Source organism: Pantoea sp. MBD-2R, assembly GCF_039134845.1.
Lineage (GTDB): Bacteria > Pseudomonadota > Gammaproteobacteria > Enterobacterales > Enterobacteriaceae > Erwinia.
In genome coordinates this window covers 241665-263503 of the sequence record NZ_CP152417.1, presented here as the reverse complement: position 1 = coordinate 263503, position 21839 = coordinate 241665, and the positions used below count along the sequence as shown (strand labels likewise).

16 protein-coding genes are annotated in these 21839 nt (G+C 50.8%); 3 read left to right on the top strand and 13 right to left on the bottom strand.

The genetic code is table 11. The annotated features are described in order from the left end of the window. Positions 1–18: 18 nt before the first annotated feature. The 13 genes from AAGQ96_RS01035 to tssH form a co-directional block, all read right to left on the bottom strand. Complete coding sequence (locus AAGQ96_RS01035) at positions 19–507, bottom strand: GPW/gp25 family protein (protein WP_147193924.1); 489 nt, start codon at positions 505–507, stop codon at positions 19–21. Between the two features lie 11 nt (positions 508–518). Continuing rightward, a complete protein-coding gene (locus tag AAGQ96_RS01030) occupies positions 519–1316 on the bottom strand; it encodes a type VI secretion system accessory protein TagJ (protein ID WP_342754623.1) in 798 nt (265 codons plus the stop codon). Between the two features lie 17 nt (positions 1317–1333). After that, the gene (locus AAGQ96_RS01025) at positions 1334–1987 is read right to left on the bottom strand and encodes a TagK domain-containing protein (protein ID WP_168199576.1); all 654 of its coding nucleotides are present in this window, start codon (positions 1985–1987) and stop codon (positions 1334–1336) included. 186 nt (positions 1988–2173) lie between these two features. Then, the gene (locus tag AAGQ96_RS01020; RefSeq protein WP_147193918.1) at positions 2174–2440 is read right to left on the bottom strand and encodes a PAAR domain-containing protein; all 267 of its coding nucleotides are present in this window, start codon (positions 2438–2440) and stop codon (positions 2174–2176) included. Positions 2441–2504: 64 nt separating this feature from the next. Next, positions 2505–4877, bottom strand: coding sequence for a type VI secretion system tip protein TssI/VgrG (gene tssI / locus AAGQ96_RS01015; protein WP_342754622.1), 2373 nt, complete (start codon positions 4875–4877; stop codon positions 2505–2507). A gap of 105 nt (positions 4878–4982) precedes the next feature. Continuing rightward, the gene (gene tssM, locus AAGQ96_RS01010) at positions 4983–8807 is read right to left on the bottom strand and encodes a type VI secretion system membrane subunit TssM (RefSeq protein WP_342754621.1); all 3825 of its coding nucleotides are present in this window, start codon (positions 8805–8807) and stop codon (positions 4983–4985) included. Positions 8808–8818: 11 nt separating this feature from the next. Next, positions 8819–10159 (bottom strand): type VI secretion system protein TssL, long form, encoded by a 1341-nt coding sequence (gene tssL, locus AAGQ96_RS01005; RefSeq protein WP_342754620.1) that lies wholly within the window; start codon positions 10157–10159, stop codon positions 8819–8821. Beyond that, a complete protein-coding gene (tssK, locus tag AAGQ96_RS01000; protein WP_147193912.1) occupies positions 10159–11505 on the bottom strand; it encodes a type VI secretion system baseplate subunit TssK in 1347 nt (448 codons plus the stop codon). The genes tssL and tssK overlap by 1 nt, the downstream gene beginning before the upstream one ends. A gap of 3 nt (positions 11506–11508) precedes the next feature. Then, positions 11509–12045 carry a type VI secretion system lipoprotein TssJ gene (gene tssJ / locus AAGQ96_RS00995; RefSeq protein WP_342754619.1) on the bottom strand — a complete coding sequence of 179 codons (537 nt, stop codon included), beginning with the start codon at positions 12043–12045 and terminating at the stop codon, positions 11509–11511. A gap of 118 nt (positions 12046–12163) precedes the next feature. Next, positions 12164–12649, bottom strand: a complete 486-nt coding sequence (locus tag AAGQ96_RS00990; RefSeq protein ID WP_147193907.1) for an Hcp family type VI secretion system effector — start codon at positions 12647–12649, stop codon at positions 12164–12166. Between the two features lie 163 nt (positions 12650–12812). Continuing rightward, positions 12813–14309 (bottom strand): type VI secretion system contractile sheath large subunit, encoded by a 1497-nt coding sequence (gene tssC / locus AAGQ96_RS00985; RefSeq protein WP_147193905.1) that lies wholly within the window; start codon positions 14307–14309, stop codon positions 12813–12815. A gap of 17 nt (positions 14310–14326) precedes the next feature. Then, positions 14327–14863, bottom strand: a complete 537-nt coding sequence (gene tssB, locus AAGQ96_RS00980; RefSeq protein WP_147200485.1) for a type VI secretion system contractile sheath small subunit — start codon at positions 14861–14863, stop codon at positions 14327–14329. 76 nt (positions 14864–14939) lie between these two features. Next, the gene (gene tssH / locus AAGQ96_RS00975; RefSeq protein ID WP_342754618.1) at positions 14940–17588 is read right to left on the bottom strand and encodes a type VI secretion system ATPase TssH; all 2649 of its coding nucleotides are present in this window, start codon (positions 17586–17588) and stop codon (positions 14940–14942) included. 278 nt (positions 17589–17866) lie between these two features. Here tssH and tssF point away from each other — a divergent pair, with 278 nt between their 5' ends. Genes tssF through AAGQ96_RS00960 form a run of 3 tightly spaced genes read left to right on the top strand, consistent with a single transcriptional unit; the run spans position 17867 to position 21839 of the window. After that, positions 17867–19744, top strand: coding sequence for a type VI secretion system baseplate subunit TssF (tssF, locus tag AAGQ96_RS00970; protein ID WP_147193900.1), 1878 nt, complete (start codon positions 17867–17869; stop codon positions 19742–19744). Then, the gene (gene tssG, locus AAGQ96_RS00965) at positions 19744–20787 is read left to right on the top strand and encodes a type VI secretion system baseplate subunit TssG (protein ID WP_147193897.1); all 1044 of its coding nucleotides are present in this window, start codon (positions 19744–19746) and stop codon (positions 20785–20787) included. The genes tssF and tssG overlap by 1 nt, the downstream gene beginning before the upstream one ends. After that, the gene (locus AAGQ96_RS00960; protein ID WP_342754617.1) at positions 20784–21839 is read left to right on the top strand and encodes a type VI secretion system ImpA family N-terminal domain-containing protein; all 1056 of its coding nucleotides are present in this window, start codon (positions 20784–20786) and stop codon (positions 21837–21839) included. Before tssG ends, AAGQ96_RS00960 begins: the two co-directional genes overlap by 4 nt.

Here is a 21839-nt window from a genome sequence, read left to right as displayed (position 1 = left end):
GGCGATAAATCGCCCTTATCAAGATTTCAGATCGACTTTTGCCGTTTCGGTATCGTAAGCCCCGCTGATACAGAGGTCGATCGGATGAGGCTGCCAGTAAATTAACCCGCGGATTTCAAACAGCACCATACCGTTGTTTCCGGGATGCGCTTTCGTTATCAGGGGACGCACCAGCAGCGATTCCGGAATGATTCTTGGTTCGAAACGCAATAACGCGTTCCGGATATTCTTCTCAATTAATGCCCAGTTATGATGGTTAGCATACTTTCCCACCAGCGGAGAAACGCCATAATTAATGACCGATTCGATAACCTGCGGGTAACGATTTTCATCCAGCTGCTCTTCAATATTGGTGTTATTTAGCAGGCAGCCAATCTCTGTTTGCACCACGGCACGCAGGTTGTCGGCGGTAAAAAAGAAGGCGTCATAACTTTCCTGCTGCTTTTTAGGCTCTTCATCCAGTAACCTTTGCAGCAAAGTGGGCGACCAGGGCCGTTTTTTTTCCATCAGCAGATTCGCTATGCAAAGGTGATGTTGGAGACTTCCAGCAGAGAAAATTCGCCACCATCGGTAATCAGCATTTTTCGGCCCACGCCTGTCGATAACACGCCAAAAACATCCACCCACTCCGTTCGCAGTCCCAGCTTCACGTCCTGCGAGGCGCCGGCGGTTAAAGGATAACGAGCGGGAACATAGCCGTAGTGCAGATCGCCGTTAATGTTGAGGTGCGCAGGCGTCCAGATCAGATCTAAAAGATCCTTCGGTGGCATAACGCTTAACGATCGCAGTAAAGAAAAAGGCACCTGCCGATAGCCACCCGCGCTGATAAATTCACAGGCGGGTCCAATACGTCCATCGCTGTCGGCTATCCAGGAGAACTGACCGGTTATTTCACTGTAGCCTGCGCTTTCCGTCGCCAAATCGAAAGCCTGTAAGCGCAGCGTCTCCGCACGCTCCTCTTCCTGTTGCCGGTTCAGCTTGTTGGCCTGATGTAACAGCGCCATCCATTCCGGCCCGGGTTCTTCCAGCAGCGCGGCCTGACGCTCGCCAGCCAGCACGCTTTCTCTGATCAGCTCGCTGAAAATAAGATTTTTGTGCAGTTCAGTTAGCTGTGGCGCTACCTCTTCCATCAGCTGAAGCGTTTGTAGCTGCATGAGTGCTTTTTCCCACAGCCCTTCTATGCAACAGAGCTTAAATAAGGTCTGACGCAGCAAAACATCGTCGGGTATCGCTCTGACTTGTGCTGAGACATCAGCCAGCAGCTCGCTAAGCTGCGCTGTTTTCAGTAATTCGGTTAACGAGGTCGCATCACGCATAGTTACCTGTCCATAGGTTAATAAAGACTGTCCAGTCCAATTTTATACAGATCCTGAAACACCAGCTCCGGCACAGGCTGCTTCTCGCGAGAGGCAATATTATCCGGTGCCAGCGCTTTTAAAATGTCCGTTTTTTCTTCTTCACCTAAAAGTGAATTGTCGCTTTCTTCAATTTTTAATTCTTCCCAGACCTTATCAATTAATGAAGGTGCTTCGATAATACATTCGGTCAGCGTTCTGGCCTTCATCTCTTCCCGAACCGCCTCAAAACAGGCATCACTTCCGGGAAGTTTATTATTTAGCCCGGCGCCCTTATCAAAGAAGTTACGATTTTGTTCCCCCCAAATAAGGAATTTCTTGTACTCAACTTCGAGTTTTTTTAATACGTCGGGCTCAGCCTCATCGGCCTCCGGAACGTCATTAAAATAGCGAAGATCGCCAGTATAATGGCCGCCGTTTGGCAAAATAGCGTCAATTTCCGGCACGGTATAACCGGGGTTTTCTTCATCATTTTGCAAATCGAGAAGGCTGTGCAGCAGGGCCTCCTGCGCAGCCCGCTCAGTGCTGGCGAGGATTTCAAAGGTAAAGTGCCCCAGTTGAATGACGCTGCCAGGCTTTAAGAGCTGTCTTTGCCCTTCTGCGATTTCAACACCATCAACCAGGCAAACCACGGTCTGGCAGGTATTAAAAATGACCGGCCCGTCTGCCGTGAGATAAAACCAGGCCGCATCAACGGGCTGAGCCTCGTCAAACCGGCCGCTCAGGACGTTAAAACAGGCAGGACGATCGACCGAATACGCTTCGTTCAACGTAAAAGCGGATCCTGTAGTAGGCCAGGTCATGAGTAACTGCATGCGTTAACCTCCAACAATGACGTTGCCGGATCCACTTGCGATCGGTGCTCCGCAGCCGGTTACATCGCCTATCCTCGCTGCATTGCATTTGTTGACAAAAACGCTACCTGAACCACTTGCTATGGCGGCTCCGCCATGAAACGCACAAACTGTGGCACTTGCGCCAAGGCCGGCTGCCGGGCAGCCGTTAATCGTTACATTAGCGGAGCCGCTGACAATGGATCCGCCATGTCCGGTTGCGTCACCGACTCTGGCTGCACAACATGTCATATCTCACCTCGATTTATTACAGTGTAAGGTTTTAGCCTGCCGATTAAGCGCTGCCAGAAACGGATTAGGCTTTCTCATCATCCATGCTTGCGCGCTTGAAAATAGCCTCTTCCGGTGACGCCTGACTTTCCTTATTTCCTGTATATTCAGGAGATTGCGTCACTCCAGGAGAACGTGTACCAGTGAAAATAGCACGGGGTTCCGGAGTGGTTATGACCGGCGTTGGCGTTACTGTTGGTGTTGGCGTCGGCGTTACTGTTGGCGTCGGCGTCGGTGTCACTGTCGGCGTTACTGTTGGCGTCTCGGTTACAGTCACTTCCGGATTGGGGACAACGATTGGCAACGAAGGTAACGGTAGAGACAATCCGACAAAGGCAAATGGCGACAGGCTGGGTATGCCGGCAACGGCACCGCCGCCCCCGCCACTGCCGCTGCCACAACAGCAGCAGCTGTCGCCTGGATTGATATCAACCTGGCCGCCCTGAATAACGATATGACTGGCGACGAGTTTAATTTTACTCGCAGAAATACAGAGTTCGCCGCCAACAACGATCGCCGCGGCACCGCCAGCAGCCAGCGAATAGTAGCCGCCTACATTGGTCATCGCCGCACCACCTACGTTAAGGCCGCAGGCGCCGCCAACGGATACTGACTGGGCACCACCAATTGCCACTGTCTGCGTCGCCGCCACATTGATGCTTGCCGCGCCTCCCACGGTCAATCCGCTATTACCGCCAATCGTCGTCGTTTCATTAATACCGATTTGCCGGGTGTTGGAAGCACCGACGGTCAACGCCCGTGCTGCGCCAACCGTAATATCGGAATTCACACCGATTAGCTGCGACTCATTACGCTTGGTAAGGCGTGACATATCACGCTCGGCCTGCTCCCAGTACTGTTCGAGTCCATTTTTATCTTCAAACTGGATCCCGTTAAAGTTGGTACGCCCCCCGCCAACCGTGCGGCTAACCAGCCCGCTTTGTGTCGCATTTTGCGGTAAATCCCAGGGCGGCATCGTCACGTTGTTATATAAACTGCCAATCACCAACGGACGATCGGGATCGCCATTGATAAAATCAACGATCACCTCGTGTCCAACCCGGGGAATGTAGATGCCGCCAAAATTATTGCCTGCCCAGGCCTGACTGACACGGATCCAGCAGGAGTCAGTTTCCCGATTGACGCCATAACGGTCCCATAAAAAGCGAACCTTGATGCGGCCATAGGTATCAGTCCAGATATCTTCACCCGGTGGGCCCACGACGATAGCGGTCTGCGGACCGGTGGTTTTTGGCCGGGTAGCCTGTTGAGGATGACGGTAAATTTTCGTGGTGGGCTGAACGATAAAATCGCAGGCGTAGCTGAATTCACCACTTCCGGTAACCTGGCTGACTTCGGTAATCACCAGATTGCTGGAAATGACCATGTATTCACGGTTCGCTTTCTCTAACGGGCAGTCTTGCAGTTCGAAATTGCTGCCGCAGACAATGCCTCGCAGTTCGCCAGAGCCGTAAGCACGGGAACCCACCGCCCCCTGCTCTTCCATCCGCACTTTTGCCAGCTGTTCGCCAATATCAGGTTGATCGTAATCGCCAGGCCAGTGATAAACTTCCATTTCATTAAAGCTGGTCTGCCGGGGTTTGCTGTCAGCTGCCGAAATGTCCGCGCGGGATTTGGTAAAGTCGTAATCGTTGGTATACCACTTACCGGAAGTAATGGTTTCCTGGAAAGCAAAGCGGGTAATGTATTCCTGGTCAGCTTTGGGTTCATCCGGGACATAGTGAATAACATGGTAGGCTTCACTGATAAAACGTTTGTGCGCACCGACATGATCCACCAGCACCAGCTTGTGTTTCTGATCCTGGTGCTCAAAAAACCAGTAAATACCCCACTCTTCCATCAACCGCTCAATGAAGTTGAAATCGGTTTCCCCATATTGCACCTGAAAATCCAACGAGGGATAGCTGCCGGTTAACCGTTTTTCAACCGGAAAATTATAATCAGCCAGTACCTCATCAATAATCTCCTCTACCGTTTTCTGCTGGAAGATTTTAAAGTCAGAGGTGAGTTCAGTGAGATAAAGCCAGGGCCTGATGATAATTTCAAATAGTGCCTGGTTGGCATCGCGTCCTAAAAATCTTGCTTGCTGTACCAGGCCCGAAATTTCACGCGTCCCGCCGCCAATGTTCAGCAGTTCATCAAGGCCATTACCGTCAAGCTCAATGGAGATGGTCATCTCTTTACCGATCAACGCCTTGATATCGACATTCGATGCCGACTGCCAGGGAATTAACGAATTGGCAGGCGTCTTCACCGTCAGCGTATAGGAGTAGAGAGTGGAGAAGGCTTCCTCTCCTTCGAGTTTAGTTAATACTAAAGCCGGCTCGCCCAGCAAAACAGGCATAGCCGAACTGCTTAAAGTAATCGTTCTCGCCATATCAATACCTAATCCGTGGTTAATATTCCATGCGACAGCCAGACGGGGTTTGTCGCTTCGCTCATCCTGATTACAAAATCGGTAAGACTCCTTAATTCGCCGGCACTAAAATGCGCCAGGGCAACGGAAATTTTTTAATAAATCGATAATAAGTTCATCGTCATGCGTTAAACCGGTCACTTCAACGTTGATTCGTCGTCGGCTTAAATTGAAAATCAGCACCGGCTGGCCGGAATCGGATGTGGCGATATCTTTTACCGTATCCAGCCAGCGCATAAGCGCCCAGGGGCCGGTCATGGTCATGCCGTTATCTTCCAGCGTGACACGCGGTTTAGTGCTCATGTTAACCACCGACTCGGCGCGCTTTCCGGGCCACTGAAAACGCTTTGGCGTCACCGGACCGTGGGCGTATGTCATCACGCTGCCGTCAAAATTCAGATTCAGCTGGGTAATGCTGGGATCCATATAAGGAATAGTTACGGAGAAATTAATGCCCAGCTTGCTGCCGCCATTCTGGAAAAAGGCGCTGCGAATCTCTTCTGCCCGTTCAAAAATATCCAGCGCCTCTGAATCCTGGGTGTCGATATCACCGCTGTAGCGCCACGGCTTACTGCTGGTATCCACTTTGTCAGCCAGATTTTTTTTAAAATAGTCGTCGGCCAGGCCACCAGCGGCAAAAAAGCGTTCAAAATCCAGCAGGCTGACTTCTTCGCGGTTGTCCGCAAAGGGATAACGCCCCTGTAGCGTTGTACGACAGATTTCACCCAATCCCGCTGCAATAGTCTTATTGCTGCTGAATACAATTTGATGATTGACCCGCCGGTAAGCTCCGTTTAACAAAGGCGCAATAATATATTTGAACGGATCCGGCCAGACGGCAGATTCAGCACTCAGCCGCTGACCGGTGTCGGATACCACCGGCAAATTGCCGCTTTTAATCGCGCTGTCCGAAATGACCAGCAACGTGTACTGATCGTTCAACACGCTCATAATTTGCGCAAGCTTTGTTCCTGAGGATGGCGTTGCACCTTTCTCGCTGATCCCACCGACAAATTCCCGCAGTGGAATAAAATAGTTATCCACGCCTTCACGCAGCCGCTTTTTTTCGTACGCAGCTAAGGCCAGACCGATCTTAGATGCCGCATCCACGAGCTGGCTGCTGACCATCGGCCTGTTCTGGCCTGCCAACAAACTGTCAGGCAACTCTGCGGACAGCGTGGTCTCTTTTACTGCCCGAGCCGCCAGGCTAATCAGCGGCGATTGAGTAGAAACCAGCGTACGCATCATGTAGATATCAAATGACAGCCCCATGTCCCGCTGATCAAACCCTTCGCTTTTCAGGCGGATATTGCGTAAAAAATCCTGCCATTGGCGAGTATATTCTTTCAGATAAAGTCCGGTAATCGCATCCTGCACAGGGTCGATTACGCCCGCAGTACGGCTGATCTTCAGCGATGCACCGGCGGCCGACTGTGGCGAATCGTCCATTATCCAGCGGTCTTCATCCTGCAACCCCCGCAGTATTCCGGCGAGTTTTTTTTTAAAAACCTGGTGGTAGCCTTCCCAGGTAAAAAGCCCCGGAATGCCGTTTTTCGCGAGGTCGGCATCAATAACGGTAAAAATTTGCCCGGCCTCTTCATCGGTCATTTTGCCGAGCGTCAGGTTTTCTGGCGCTTGAGCCTGTAGCAACGTTTTAACCCGTTCGTACAGACGCTCGTTCCGGGGGGTTTGGTTGAGAAACTCACGGGCTTCCGCGATCAGGTTTTTATCGACCGTCTGGCCATACTGCCGCCAGTCGGGATCGCTGAACAGCTGGTTAAGATGGGCAACAAACAGGCTTCTTTCTTCATAAGGCTGGATCAGGCCAGAAACCTCCCAGGCTCGGGTCGTCTGGCTAACCAGATAATCTGCACTGAACTCTCCCTGTCCCGTCAGCATCAGATAGCGTTTCAGCGCGTGAAAAATTTCTGTGCTGTCCCGATTGAGAATCGCCGACTGCAACGATTCATGCGCCTGAGTCACAATCGGTGGCAGCAGTAATCGCCGCAGAAAATAGTGATAAAGGCCGTCGGCCTGTTTCGCCAGTTCAGTACCCGTGTACAAACCATAGCGGAACGCTATATCAGGATGGCGTATCTCCAGTCCGGCAAATTCAGGCAGGTACTGCGCCCCGTTGAGCAGAATCGGTAACCGATCCCGATCGGGATTTTTCTGGAAGGTTTTCACCTCATTTTCCAGGCTGGCGACTTTAACCATCGTCGCGGCCTGGTACTCGCCGTTATTTTTATAGCTGTGGTATAAACCGCTGAGCAGCAGTAAGGCCGTAATAAGACACAGAGCATGGCCGAACAAGTTCTGGAAGCGGTATTTTGATTCCACCCGCAGATTATGCTGCACCAGATCGGCATCTTTGATAATGATGTCTGAGAACAGCTGCCGGAGAAAATATTGCCGCCCCCAGGCGACATCCGTCACCAAAGAGTCACTCCCTTCCTGCAAGGTCGCGGAATAAGCCAGCGAGGGAGAATGCTGATTACTGACAAAATTGCGCCATTTCTGCATCAGCGTAATGTTGTTAACCATCACCCGATTTTCCGGCTGATGATTGCTAACAAAATAGACGCCGCGCAGTGAGGTATAGCGTTGCGTTTCGTCATAGCGGGAAGAAAAGAAAATGTTTTGCAGCACCTCCGCCACACCCTGTGCCAGCATTCTGAAGTCCTGCGGCAGCGCATACATTTTTTTCCTGTCCGCGTTGTCGTACTCTTCCTGCTGGCGCAGCGTCATGTTTCTTTCAAGGCGGTTTTCCAGCAGCGTAAGTTCGGACTCAACGCGCTCGCGCAGTTCATTGATTGAGGTCGTCATTTCTTCGCCGTAGGGAAAGGTGACGCCCCACAGCTGCCCGCGTTCCTGTTCGGTAAGGCTGCGAAAATATTCGGTAAATCCGGCGAGTTGGTCAACTTTGGTAATCAAAACATAAACCGGAAAGCGGACGTCCAGCGCTTTACGGGCATCGTCCAGGCGAGCGCGGATCTTTGCTGACAGATCGTACAGCTCGGTTTTATTCCGTCCCATAATTTCAGCAACGGAAAGGGTGACGATAATACCGTTCAGCGCTTTCACCGGCCGGTATTTTTTAATTGCTTTTAATATGCCGTGCCATTCCGGCAGGCAACTTTGCGGCTGCTCGACATATTTTCCTGCGGTATCGATAAATAGCGCATCATTAGCAAACCAGCAGTCGCAGCTCCTTGTAGGCTGGCTCTCTTTACAAACACGGTTGAGTTGCTCCGGCAGTGGGAAATGTTGCCCGGAAGATAAAATCGCAGAGGTTTTACCCGCCTCCAGTGTGCCAACAACCATATACCATGGCAGAGAGTCCGCGCTCCGCTCAGGAAAAAAAAGCCGGCGAAACCACGGCAGAGTTTGACGGATTTTTTTGATGTAGTCAGCGGCTTCGCGGATGGCTGAATTCACCTCCGAAACATTGGCATCCGCTCTGGTTTCGTCTGTGTGGCTGAAAAATCCCTCCAGCAGTTTGGGGTTGTTTTTCAACGCCAGCAGTAATTTCCAGACGCCATACAGCAGTGTTATGGTCACAATGACGCTAATAACCATCAGCCTGCCGTTAACGCTTTTCAGCGGATAGCCATCACCAATAAAAAGATAAGGGCCAATCACCCAAACAATCACCCCGAGCGTAGTGGCGACAATCAGGAAGAAGGGAACGCTGAACCCTAAGCCAATCAGGCAGCATACGGCGAGCACGATGAAGAGAGCCCGGGCCTCAACGCTTTCCAGAGGCCGGGTTTCGCCAAACCCAAGAAACGGACCAAGGAACCAAATTGCGGCCACGATGAGCAAAAAAATAATGATGACCATCGTGGTCTTAATGATGCGATGTGAGAATATCCTGTTCAAAAAACGCATTATTTAACTCATCAATAAGTGACAAAAAATTCCACACGCCGGTTCTGCGCACGCCCTTGCGGATCTTTATTGCTGCTAACGGGTTGACTGTCGCCTGCCCCGCGGACGGTGATTTTGCTGGGATCCATGCCTTCAGCAATAAAATAGCGGGCAACGTCCGCAGCACGCTTCTCCGACAGCACCTGATTATTGGAAAAGGTTTTGGTTTTAACCGGCGTGGAATCGGTGTGACCCACAATCACCACGTCGCCATTTACCCGATGCACCTCTTTGACCACCCGTAAAAGAACAGGCTCCATCGCGGAAATAACTTTGTCTGAACCGGAAAGGAAGACTGAATCACCGCGAAAGACGACCTTACTCTGGCTCTGCGTTTCATCCACGCTGACCATTTTTTTCGCGATCTCCTCTTTCAGCAATGTAGCCAACCGTAAACGTAGCCGTACCGGTGGCCTGCTAACGTTCAACTGCTGCATGGCGTAAATACGCTGCTGGATCAGCATGCCCTGGCTTGATAACCAATATTTGCACCAGATAAACAGGGCACCGACCAGCAGAAAGGCCAGTAAAAACGAGGCACGAACCGGCACAATAAACCGTTCGCGTTTTCGCTTCTTATCGCGGACCACCATCCCATGAGGTGACAGCGCCGCAGGCATCGAATCGCGAGTGCTTTGAACCAGCGTTAACAGACGCTGGCGGATTTTAGTTAGCTGACGATCGCCATCTTCCAGAATGCTGTAGCGTCCCTCAAAGCCCAGCCCCAGGATGCGTAATAACACCTCCAGCACGTCCACATACTCATGCGGGTTCATCGACAAACGGCCCACTAACAGGAAGAATTTATTGCCGCCGTCGTTATCGCCTTCAAAATAGTTAAGGATGTTGCTCTGCGACCACCCTGTTTCTATACCCCAGGCGGTCGTCAGCGCTGCCTCATCTAACGCGGTACAGATGCAGTAGCGCACGATGGCCATCTTCTTCCAGGAGATATTGACCTCATCACAGACAACGCTGAAGAGATTGATTTCCTGTTTCAGGCTGCGCTTAAGCAGATCCACATGTTCAGCCGCCAGCATGCTGTCGGGCATATCACTCAGCGCACGTAAAAGCGGCTGCACCGCTTCAAGTAAGGGATTGACCGCTTTTTTCACCGTCATTACCCGCTGTTGAACCCCCTCGCTTTTCAGCGAAGCTTCACTCTTCATGCTCCGATCCGTGGAGGCAAATCCGGCCAGCGTTGCTGTATCAGTGTCGTCAGGCATACCGGAAGCGGGCTGCTCATCCAGCAAAAATTTGCCTAATGCCTGAGGCGTTGGCGTAACCTGCGGCGCGTCCGGTTCCGGTTTCATCAGGTTCTGACTCCCCAAAGTTCCATCTTCAGCTGAGGGAAATCACCGGCAACATGCAGGGCAAGCGCGCCCGTTGCGGCGATTTTCTCCCAAAAGGGGCCACTTTTTGCCAGGTCAAAGTAGACGTAACCTGAGTGATAAGGAATTTGGCGCGGTGGAACAGGCAGCCCCTGTAAGACCAGTCCCGGCAGGTGGGATCGCACCAGTTCATGAAGCTGCTGCGGGGCACTGATTTTAGCCTGTGCCGAAAATTGCTGTTGCAGGACATCCATAGGTAGCTGGGCATGCACCGCCAGCACCAGATTAGAGAAGGTCAGCAGCTCGCCGGGTAGCACTGCCGCCGTCCAGACGCCGTTGCCTTTGGCATGTAAAACAATCATCTGCCCGGCACGGATCAGGATCTGATTGAGCAGATCGTGAAGATCCTCAACCAGAGGGCGTATCGACTGGTAAAGGCGTGCATGATCGTAACCCGGTGCACTTTTGGGCCGCCGGGTTGAAGTACGAATAAAGGTCGACAGCTCGCCAGCGAATTTAGCCAGTTCCTGATACAGCTGAATCGGCGGCAGTTCCGGCACATGCCGCAGGTGGTCCAGGATCGGTTCATATTTATTAAAAATTTGCAGCAACAGATAATCGACCACTTCCGCACTCGCGCTGGCCTTGCCGTCGCTGCTTGATAAGCGATTAGCCAGCATTTCGGCACGCATTTTCACCAGCCCATTAAGATGCGTCAGCCATTCGGTGAGTAGCGGGTTAGCCGCATAGCCGGTTACCGGCGGAATATGATCGTCAACATGCAGCAGCACGCTGCCGTCAGGCTGAATCGCTTTGACCCTGGTCAGCGGCAGACCAATCCAGGATTCCGTCATTTCGCTTTCACAAACCAGTTTCAGGCGCAGCTTCGCCAGTTGCACCGGTTTCGGCCCCTGACGGATAGCATTGGTATCGCTCAGCTCTGTTTCAAACGCCGAGAAGCGAGCCAGAGAGCCATAATCTTTACGTTCAAAAATCGTTTCATCGCTGTTATGCAGCCGTAGCGGAACGGCCAGATAAATCATCTTTCCCAGATGATCGGACGTAACGGTCAGCGGTTCAGGCAGCGCGGCGTGGTCAGGAATATCAAATGGCGTACCGTCCGGTAGCACACCACGACCCGTGCGCAGTACCAGCTTTCCATATGAAAGAGCTTCCATATCAATATCATAACTGGAAAATCCCCAGAAAAATGGCGAGAGGGTTGCCGCACGCTTGTGCGCATAATATTCAAAATAGCGTTCCTGCTGCTGAAATAGCTGTGGACGAAGAAACAGCCCTTCGCTCCAGACGACTTTATTTGTTCTCACCGTTTAATCCATTTTATCGATTGAGATAGCCAGACTTTCAAAATTCACGGTCAGAACAATTGCCTCACCGGGCAATACCTTCCGCCACCATGATTTTTTATTGTGTTTTTTATACAGCTCCCAGACCTCGCTCCAGCCAGCCCGGTCGATCTCCCGATAGGCCGCTACCATTCCCAGAGCAAGGGTTTCTTTGTCGGGCGACAACGTCAGCATTCTGCTTTCACCAGGAATGATAATGCCTTCGTACACTTTTTTAGTTTCTGCTTTAAGTACGTCGCTGGAACCGTCAGTGATAGTGAAAAAATCGCTATTTTCGAAATTATCCAGCGATTTCAGCTCAAAAATATAAATACTCAGAGGCGCCGCTTTGCCCTCTTCATTGAGATTAATATCGTTGGCAGCAACAAGTTTAATTTTAAAGCTGTCGGGCGTCTTTTTGGAAAAGGGCGAGCTGCAACCAGCGAGTAAAAATGACATTAATATTGCCAATAAAAAGGCGCTAACCGGGTTCGCTAAAACGGATATTTTTAAATATTGCATAGGACATGAACCTTTACTACGTCGTTATGAGGGCTACATTTTTGGTTTTATTGTTTTGCCGCCATTGCCAATAACTTGCCACCCGGCGGGTGGCAAGTTATTTTCTCACCCATTAAAATTAATTACTTACATTAGCTTTAATGTCATAACTTGCTGAAATTACGCCAGATTTACTTCCCTCTGAGTTCTGCATGACATAATCCTGTGTCACTTTGGTGAAGGCCAGGCTGATATTTTCACGAGGACGTATTTCGTCGTCGGCGGATCCGGCCATATCCACACGGGTAACGATGACGTCAGTAAAGGTAATCGTCAGGTATTCCAGAGGATTGCCACCTGCTTTACGCACCACAAAAACAACCGATTTAATATGCTTACCGGTCAGGCAGTAACTCAGCAAGTTTGGACTGGCTTTATCGGTATAATGAGAAAAGCAAAAATCATTTACCGTGGCCTTACCTGAGCCACCGCCAGAACCGCTGTGCATATTAGAATGTTGAAGAACATCCCAATGCCAGCTCAGCACTTCAATTTCATTGGTATGTGAGGAATCCAGCGATTCACCTTCGATTCCATCAATCTTGATAAACATATCTTGTGCCATGATATTTCCCTTATTAGCACTTGTTAAAAAGTCACATAAATATGTAACTCACCCTTTTATTCAGACAGATTATTCTCTTAATGCCGGGCATTGATGAATAACCTGCCGTTCAACAGCTAAAGATTCTGGGCAAGGCATTCGCCATCACTGGCGTAATTATTTATCAGGCTACGCCTTTCAACGAAGGCAGTCTGGCGACCATGCGCAGCGACACGGTCAGGCCTTCCAGCTGGAAGTGAGGCCGCAGGAAAAATTTTGCCTGGTAGTAGCCGGGATTACCTTCCACCTCTTCAACGACCACTTCAGCGGCGGCCAGCGGGCGGCGAGCTTTAGTTTCGAAAGATGAGTTTGCCGGATCGCCGTCAACATAGTTCATTACCCAATCATTCAGCCACCTCTGCATTTCGTCGCGCTCTTTGAAGGAGCCGATTTTGTCACGCACGATACATTTCAAATAGTGCGCAAAGCGTGAGCAGGCAAACATGTAAGGCAGACGGGCGGAGAGATTGGCGTTAGCCGTTGCGTCAGGATCATAATATTCCGCCGGCTTTTGGAGAGATTGTGCGCCAATAAAAGCTGCATAATCAGTATTTTTGCGGTGGATCAGCGGGATAAATCCGTTTTTCGCCAACTCGGCTTCACGACGATCGGAAATAGCGATTTCTGTCGGGCACTTCATGTCAATGCCGCCATCGTCGGTCGGGAACGTGTGGCAGGGTAATCCTTCTACCACCCCACCGCTTTCGACGCCGCGGATCAGCGTACACCAGCCATAACGCTTGAAGGAGCGATTAATATTGACCGCCATTGCATAGGCTGCATTCGACCAGACATATTTACTGTGATCGGCCCCATCCGTTGTCTCTTCAAAATTGAAATTATCGACTGGATTGGTCTGGATCCCATACGGCAGGCGCGCCAGGAAGCGTGGCATCGCCAGGCCAATGTAGCGGGAATCTTCCGACTGACGCAGCGAATTCCAGGCGGTGTATTCCAGATTTTGCGTAAAGATTTTGGTCAAATCGCGCGGATTCGCCAGCTCCTGCCAGGAGTCCATTTGTAGCACCGAAGGCGCAGCGCCAGTGATGAACGGCACGTGAGCAGAGGCCGCTATTTTGCCAATGGATGACAACAGATCAACATCAGGCGCGTTATGATCGAAGAAATAGTCAGCGACCAGGCAACCATAAGGCTCGCCGCCCAGCTGACCATATTCCTCTTCATATATCTGTTTAAATAGCGGGCTTTGATCCCAGGCGATGCCTTTATATCGACGCAGATTACGACGCAGGTCATCCTTAGAGATATCCATAAAGCGCAGCTTCAACTTCTCGTCAGTTTCGGTGTTATTAACCAGATAGTGCAGGCCGCGCCAGGCACTTTCCAGCGCCTGAAACTCGGGATGATGCAGGATAATATTGATTTGCTCTGAGAGCTTTCGGTCAATTTCTGCAATAAATGCCGCAATATTTTTATAAGCATCATCGGCCATCGTCACAGAGCTACTGAGTGCCTGTTCTGCCAGCGTTTTAACCGCGTTTTCAACCGCTGACTTCGCCTGCGCCGATTTAGGCTTAAATTCTTTATTCAGCAGCGAATTAAAATCATTGTGGATGGTGCTGGCCGCCGCCGGTGGGTTCTTTTCAAGTTGCATCGACATGCTATCCCTCATCTGAATCAATTTTTCGGTGATGCGTCATTAGGCGCAGCGATCGGCTTCGGTGCTGAAGCCAGCGTGGAAAGCAACGTTTTGTCCTTCAACACTTTCATCACCAGGCTTTCTGCTCCCGCTTTCCCATCCATATAGGTTTGCAGATTAGCCAGCTGGGTTCGTGCCTCCAACAATTGCGAAAGCGAATCAACTTTTCTGGCGATTTCATCCGGCGAAAAATCATTGATACTTTCAAATGTCATATCAATCATTAACTGTCCTTCGCCGGTCAGGGTATTCGCTACAGCGAAAGCGACTCGGGGTTTCATCGCCTTCATTCGTTCGTCAAAATTGTCGATATCAATGTTGAGGAATTTCCTGTCTGCCACCGGAGCTAACGGCTCCAGCGCTTTACCGGAAAGATCGGCCAGAACACCCATAACAAAAGGCAGCTCTATTTTTTTCTCACTACCGTAAATTTCCACATCATATTCAATCTGTACGCGAGGCGCCCGATTTCTGGCAATAAATTTTTGCGAACTACCGTTATTTCTATTCATGATGTCCCTTTCCTGGATTTCTATTCCTTTTAAACATTTGGCCATAGCATTATCAGGCTACATGGCGTCCCAATCAGCGCTATTTATTTCTGAAAACAATGTTTATCCGTTCTTCTTCATCACACTCTAAATAAACTGTGCGGCCTGCGGTTTCAAGTTCACCAGCAAGAATGCGACGCCCCATTTCTGGCGCAATATTTTGTTCAATAAAACGAATTAACATTCTCGCGCCTGTTTCGGCTACAGGGCATTGATCGACAATATGTTTTACCAGCGCGTCGCTGTAATACAGCGAAGCAGCATGCTGTTGTTGCAGGCGTTCACCGATTTTATTGAGATGGAGTCGGACAATATATTGTAATGACGCCTGCTGTAACGGCAAATAAGGCACCACAGCAGTTCTACCCAGAAATGCTGCCGGAAATGTTTTCAACAACTCGGACTGAAGCATCTTTTTCAGCCCGTCCGCTTCAGGTGCAGTATCCGCATCAGCACAGAGCGTGGCAATCAGCTCGCTACCCGCATTGCTGGTCAGGAGCAATATGGTATTTTTAAAATCAATCTGTCGTCCTTCGCCATCTTCCATGCGCCCCTTATCGAAAACCTGGAAAAAAAGCTCATGCACATCCGGATGCGCTTTCTCAATCTCGTCCAGCAATACCACGCTGTAAGGCTTACGGCGCACGGCTTCGGTTAATACGCCACCTTCACCATAACCGACGTAGCCCGGCGGTGAACCTTTTAGTGAAGAGACAGTATGCGCCTCCTGATATTCACTCATATTAAGGGTGATGAGATTGTGCTCACCACCGTAAAGCTGTTCAGCTATGGCCAACGCGGTTTCGGTTTTGCCGACGCCAGAAGGGCCCGCCAGCATAAATACGCCGATGGGTTTACACGGATCGGCCAGTCCTGCTCGGGCGGTCTGAATACTTTCGCTGACCTGACGGAGCGCATGATCCTGACCAATTACCCGTTCCGCCAACCGCTGCGGAAGCTCAAGAACGGCACGAATATCATCTTTCAGCATCTGTCCCACAGGAATGCCGGTCCAGTCTGCGACAATGCTGCCGATCACCTCAGCATTAACTTCCGCGTGAACCAGCGGCTGCTCGCCACGAAGCGTTTGCAGATCGGCTTCAAGCCCGGCCAGCTTGTTTTGCAACTGCAAGACGCTCTTTTCTTCTGGCGATCCCTGTTGAGCCAGCGACTGTAATTCTTCACGCACTGCCATAATGGCCGCGACCTGCGTTTTTTCACTTTGCCAGCGTCCGTCGAGCTGCTGAAATTTTGCTGTTTGCTGAGCAATTCGCTCAATCAGAGAATCCGCATCGCCTTTCTTACCTTTACCCAGATGCAGCGCCTTTTCCGTTAAGGCTAATTCTGTTTGTGCCGTTTCCATCTGAAATTTGAGGATTTGTAACTCCGCAGGCGGCGTGTGTTGCGCAACTGCGACACGAGCGCAGGCGGTATCCAGCAAGCTAATGGCTTTATCCGGCAGCTGACGGGCTGGAATGTAACGATGTGAAAGGCGAACCGCAGCCTGTAATGCCTCATCCGTAATCCAGACCTGATGATGTTTTTCGAGAACCGGCAGCAGGCTACGCAGCATACAGGCTGCGGTTTCCTCATCCGGCTCCGTTACCTGCAACACCTGAAAGCGCCGGGTTAGCGCCGGATCTTTCTCGATATGACGTTTGAATTCACGCCATGTAGTCGCGCCAATTGTCCGCAGCTGGCCTCTCGCCAGCGCCGGTTTCAACAGGTTGGCAGCATCACCGGTTCCGGCAGTACCACCCGCGCCCACCAGCGTATGGACTTCATCAATAAAAAGGATCACCGGCTGTGGCGAAGCGATAGCCTCTTCTAATACCGATTTCAGTCGCGCCTCGAATTCGCCTTTCATGCTTGCCCCGGCGGAAAGCGCAACGACATCCAGCGCAAGCAAACGAACTTTGGCAAGTGCCGGCGGCACATTACCCGCCACGATTTCCAGCGCCAGTCCTTCAACCACTGCCGTTTTACCAACGCCCGCTTCGCCGGTTAACAGGGGATTGTTTTGACGGCGGCGCAGCAGAATATCCGTCATGGTACTAATTTCACGATCGCGTCCCGTGACCGGATCGATTTTACCTTCACGGGCAAGTGCGGTGAGATCGGTGGCGTATTGATTTAGCCCACCCTCGCGTTTTTCCACGCTGAGGGCATTGCTGGCTTCGCCCGGGACGGCACCGTCCTGGGCTGATTCGCTAACTTCCGGTGAGTTTTGCGTGATGTAGCCAAAATCATGGGTTAAATGTTCCAGCGAAATACGTTCAAAAGCGGGAGAAATAGCGAATAAAGCGCGGCGCAACTCCATAGTCGTCAGCATGGCGATCAATAAATGCCCGCTACGAATACGGCTGTCGTAGCATTCCAGACTGGCATAAATCCATGCGCGTTCAATGGCCAGCTCAATATGATAAGAGAAATCAGATAAGGTACTGGCACCCGCAGGCAAACGAGCCAGTGACTGAGTAAATCCGCTTTCCATAACCTCAGCATCTACTTCAAAATGCCGGGCAATCAGGCGGAAGTCATTTTCGCCCTGGCCCCAAAGCTGATTTAACCAGTGAACCAGTTCGACATAAGGGTTGCCACGCAGCTTACAAAGCGTGGTTGCACTCTCGATACTTTTGAACAGAGTCTCATCCAGCTTGCCAAATAAATTCGATCTGGTAATCGCCACGTTATCATTCCTTAATAGCGCTTTATAATGTGGTTCACAGTGAATTTATCCTAATCAAGAAAATCGCAAACAAAAAGCCCTTAATTTAGGAATATAAAAATTTAAGAATTCAGCCCGAAACTTATTCCTGATTATCCCCACTGTAAAACCATAAACCATTATTAACAAAAGGATTTTTTATAAAATACTTATTAGCCTCTCGAACTTAATATTGAGCATATATGATTCACCATGCTATAACCCTTGCGGGTTAAACAATGGAATGAACGGAACAGGGCATGGATCATAAATTTCTTGATTATTACAATCAGGAACTCACCTTCATGAAAGAAATGGCGGGAGAGTTTGCCGAAAAACACCCTAAAATAGCCTCTCGCTTAGGTATGCATGGCGTAGAAGTAGCCGATCCTTTCGTCGAACGTCTAATAGAAGCTTTTTGTTTTTTATCTGCGCGTACGCAACTAAAACTGGATGCAGAATTTCCTAAATTTACTCAACGCCTGCTGGATATTGTTTACCCCAATTATAATGCGCCCACGCCATCAATGGGCGTGGTACAACTGGTGCCCAATTCAAAAGAAGGTGATTTAACTCAGGGCTATCTGGTTCCTAAAAACAGTACTTTTCATACTAAAATATTGCCAGGAGAAAATAGTCGTTGCGAGTTTCGTAACGGACAGGAGGTAATGCTCTGGCCCATTGAGATCACCGAAGTCCGCCTGACATCCATTCCCCCCGACATGCCCAATCTGGAAAAGCACCGTATTCAGTCCAGCAGGCTGAAAGGCGCGCTGCGTATCCGGCTTAAGCTGCATGACGATAAAGTTTTTTCCCAGTTAACGTCTCTCGATCGGCTGCCGCTGTATATTGATGGCGATGAAAGAATTGTTTCCCATCTTTTTGAGCTTTTGCACACCAGCCATGTCGCCATGATCATCCGCTCGGGCGATGAAAAAGACCGGGATGTGGTTATCAGTCAGCATCCTCTCGCTTTCGAAGGCCTGAGTCCCGACCAGACGCTGTTGCCGCTGTCGTGGAACATGTTTCACGGCCACAATCTCATTCATGAGTATTTTACCTGCCGTCAGCGGTTTTACTTTTTTACACTGACGCAGTTATCTGCTGGCCTGAAAAATAATCATACCAGCGAAGCGGAATTAATCGTTCTGCTGGACCGGCTCCCGCAGGAGCTGATTGGTCATGTTGATCCGTCAAAATTTTTATTGTTCTGTACGCCGGTGATCAATCTTTTTCCCAAAATCGTGGACAGAATTGAAGTTAACCGGGCGCTTAACGCTTTTCACGTGGTGCCCGATCGCAGCCGCCCGCTGGACTTTGAAGTATTTTCCGTCAACAAAGTATTGGGTCAGCAAGCGGAAAAGAATGAAGAAGTTGTTTTTAATCCGCTTTATCAAACCCGTCATTGTGATTCCGGCAATTTTGGCCGCTATTTTTCCATTCAGCGTGAAGCCAGGATCAGGGAGGATGGCAGGCGTAAATATGACACCAGAACGCCTTATCTGGGTACGGAGGTTTTCGTTTCGCTGGTCGACCAACAGGAAGCGCCTTATGCCGATCGGATACGCTATCTGACGGTAGAAGCTATGGTGACCAACAGGGATTTACCCAGACTCATTGCCAAAAGCGACGGCTACGATCTTTCCATGCCAGATGCAGTCCCTATTCTTGGCGCATCGTTTATCTGCCAGCCCAGTGCGCCACGTGCGCCTTTTGCGCTGGGTGAGTCGGCGTGGCGTTTGATCCGCCAGCTCAGTTTTAACTATCTGCCACTGTCTGATATGGAACACAATTCTGGCGGCGAATCCCTACGTAATATGCTGCGCCTGTTTCTTAACGGTTCGGATCATCAATCAAATGCGCAAGTCGACAGCCTGATTGGTTGTAAAACAGAACCGGTTACGCGTCGCTTGCCGGGTGAGGGTCTGTTGGTGTACGGCAGAGGTATTCGCTGCATGCTGACGGTGGATGAGCAAGGATTTTCCGGCATCAGTCCTTATCTGTTTGGCCTGATCATGGAGAACTATCTCTCCCGACACGCGTCCATAAATGTTTTTACCGAAACAGAACTGCATTCGATGCAGCGAGGGAAAGTGGCCGGCTGGCCGGGGCGTCCCGGTAAGCGAGGAGCGTTGTAATGGAAAATCAACGCCCTGCACTGGACGCATGGTTTGATGAGGATCGGCCCTGGCAAGCGGGTTTTATCAGTCTTATGCGTGCGATTAGCGCCAAAAACCCTGAGATGTCCCTGCCCGGTACGGCGGCAAGGCCTTCGCAGGAGATGTTCCGCCTTGGGCAGGCAGCCTCCATGGCATTTTCTCCCCGTGAAATTTCGCACATGGACATGCAGGATGGCCGACTGCAGCTACGGCTGTTTGGTCTTGGCTCCTGGGGGCCGCAGGGTGCTTTACCGCTGCATCTTTCTGAACTGGCCTGGTCCCGTTCAGCGCAGCGCGATGCCACTTTGACGGACTTTGTGGATATTTTTCATCATCGCGCGCTGTCGCTTTTTTATCGTGCCTGGTTCGTGGCTCAGGATACGGCATCACTGGACAGATCCAGCGACGAACGGTTCTCCTTTTATATCGCCAGCCTGATCGGCATGGATCCGCAGGATTTATCCACCAAATGCTTACCCGCGCATGCCCGCCTGGCTTCCTCTGCGCATCTCATCCGTGAGGCGCGTAACCCCGATGGTTTGCTGGGTGCCATTCGCTATTACTTTCAGGTCGATGCGCAGATGGAAGAGTATGTCACGCAGTGGATTTCTCTTGATGCTCAGGATTGTTCGATTCTTGGCGAGAGAGACGCCGCTCTACAGCTGGGTGATGGCGCCATCCTCGGCGATACCGTTCGCGACAGACAGCATAAATTCAAGCTTATCCTTGGCCCACTTACGCTGGAGCAATATATGCGCTTCAATCCGTGGGGATCGGATTTGCCAGTATTAAAAGAATGGGTTCGCAATTTTATCGGCTTTGAATATGCCTGGGATGCGCAGTTAGTACTGGCCGCTCACGAGGTTCCGCAGGCGTCGCTTAGCGGCAATCATCAACTGGGCTATGCCGTCTGGCTGGAAAGAGAAGAACGCACAAAACCGGTGTACGGCATGAGTTTTGAACCAGAACGCTATCAGGCTCAAGGCGCCAAACCTCCTCACCCGTTAAGGACAACACTATGACAGTAAGGATGCTGACTCACGTCTACTATCAACAGCTGCTACAGCCGCTGCCCGGCCCCTGTTTCTGCGGGGAAAATCTGGAATACGATGCTGGCTTTCTTATGCTCCAGGCAAGGCTACAGCCGCGATTGAACGCGGAATATGGCAGCTTTATTGAAGCTGCCGAACCGGTGAACTGGACAGAGACAGAGCGTGACTGCCTGATGCTGCTGCAACGAAGTAAAGACATCCGCCTGGTTGTCATCTTAATACGTTGTCGCATCAGGCAAATTGGCGTGGCTGCACTTGAGGAGGGCCTTCAGGCGCTGCACTCCCTTCTTATGGCCTATCCGGCCGAAATCTATCCACAGCTCGTTGAAGATGGCGAATACGACCCGTTGATGCGCGCTAATGCTTTATTGGAGCTGGAAGATAGCGGTGGCCTGCTGAAGGATCTGCGAAACCAAACGTTACCTAAAGCAGCCGGTTTACAGCTGATGATTAAGGATTTTGAAAAGGCGTATGCCTCACCTCGTGAAGAAGGCGCCCTACCCGAGGCTACGGCGGCGGCATTGCGGCAGGAGTGGGAAATGCGTCAGGACGAGGCCATTCTCTCTCTGCAAAATGCCGGGCAACATCTGAACGCATTACAACACCTGTTACAGGCATCATTGGGCGATGATGCGCCTGATTTTTCGCGACTGAGCGCTGTCCTTAACTTATTTACCCGCAAGCCCGATCCCTCTTTTTCTCCGCCGGTTTTGCCCGGTCAGGCGGCATCTTTCCCTGCACAACAGGATGAAGATATGGACAGGTCATTTATAGCACCAGGCGCCGGCGAAAATTTACCGGCCACCGCAGCCTCATCCTCCATACAGAAAGGCATCAGCAGTCGCCAGGAAGCGCTGGTAAAAATGCGGGAAATCCGTCAATGGTTTATGCGCATGGAGCCCAGCAGTCCGGTGAGTGTATTACTTGAATTCGCCGAGTTGGCCACAGGAAAAAGCTTTCCGGAATTGCTGAAAATCTTACCACCAGACGTTATCGCCAGGCTGGACCCGGGTAAGGAATAA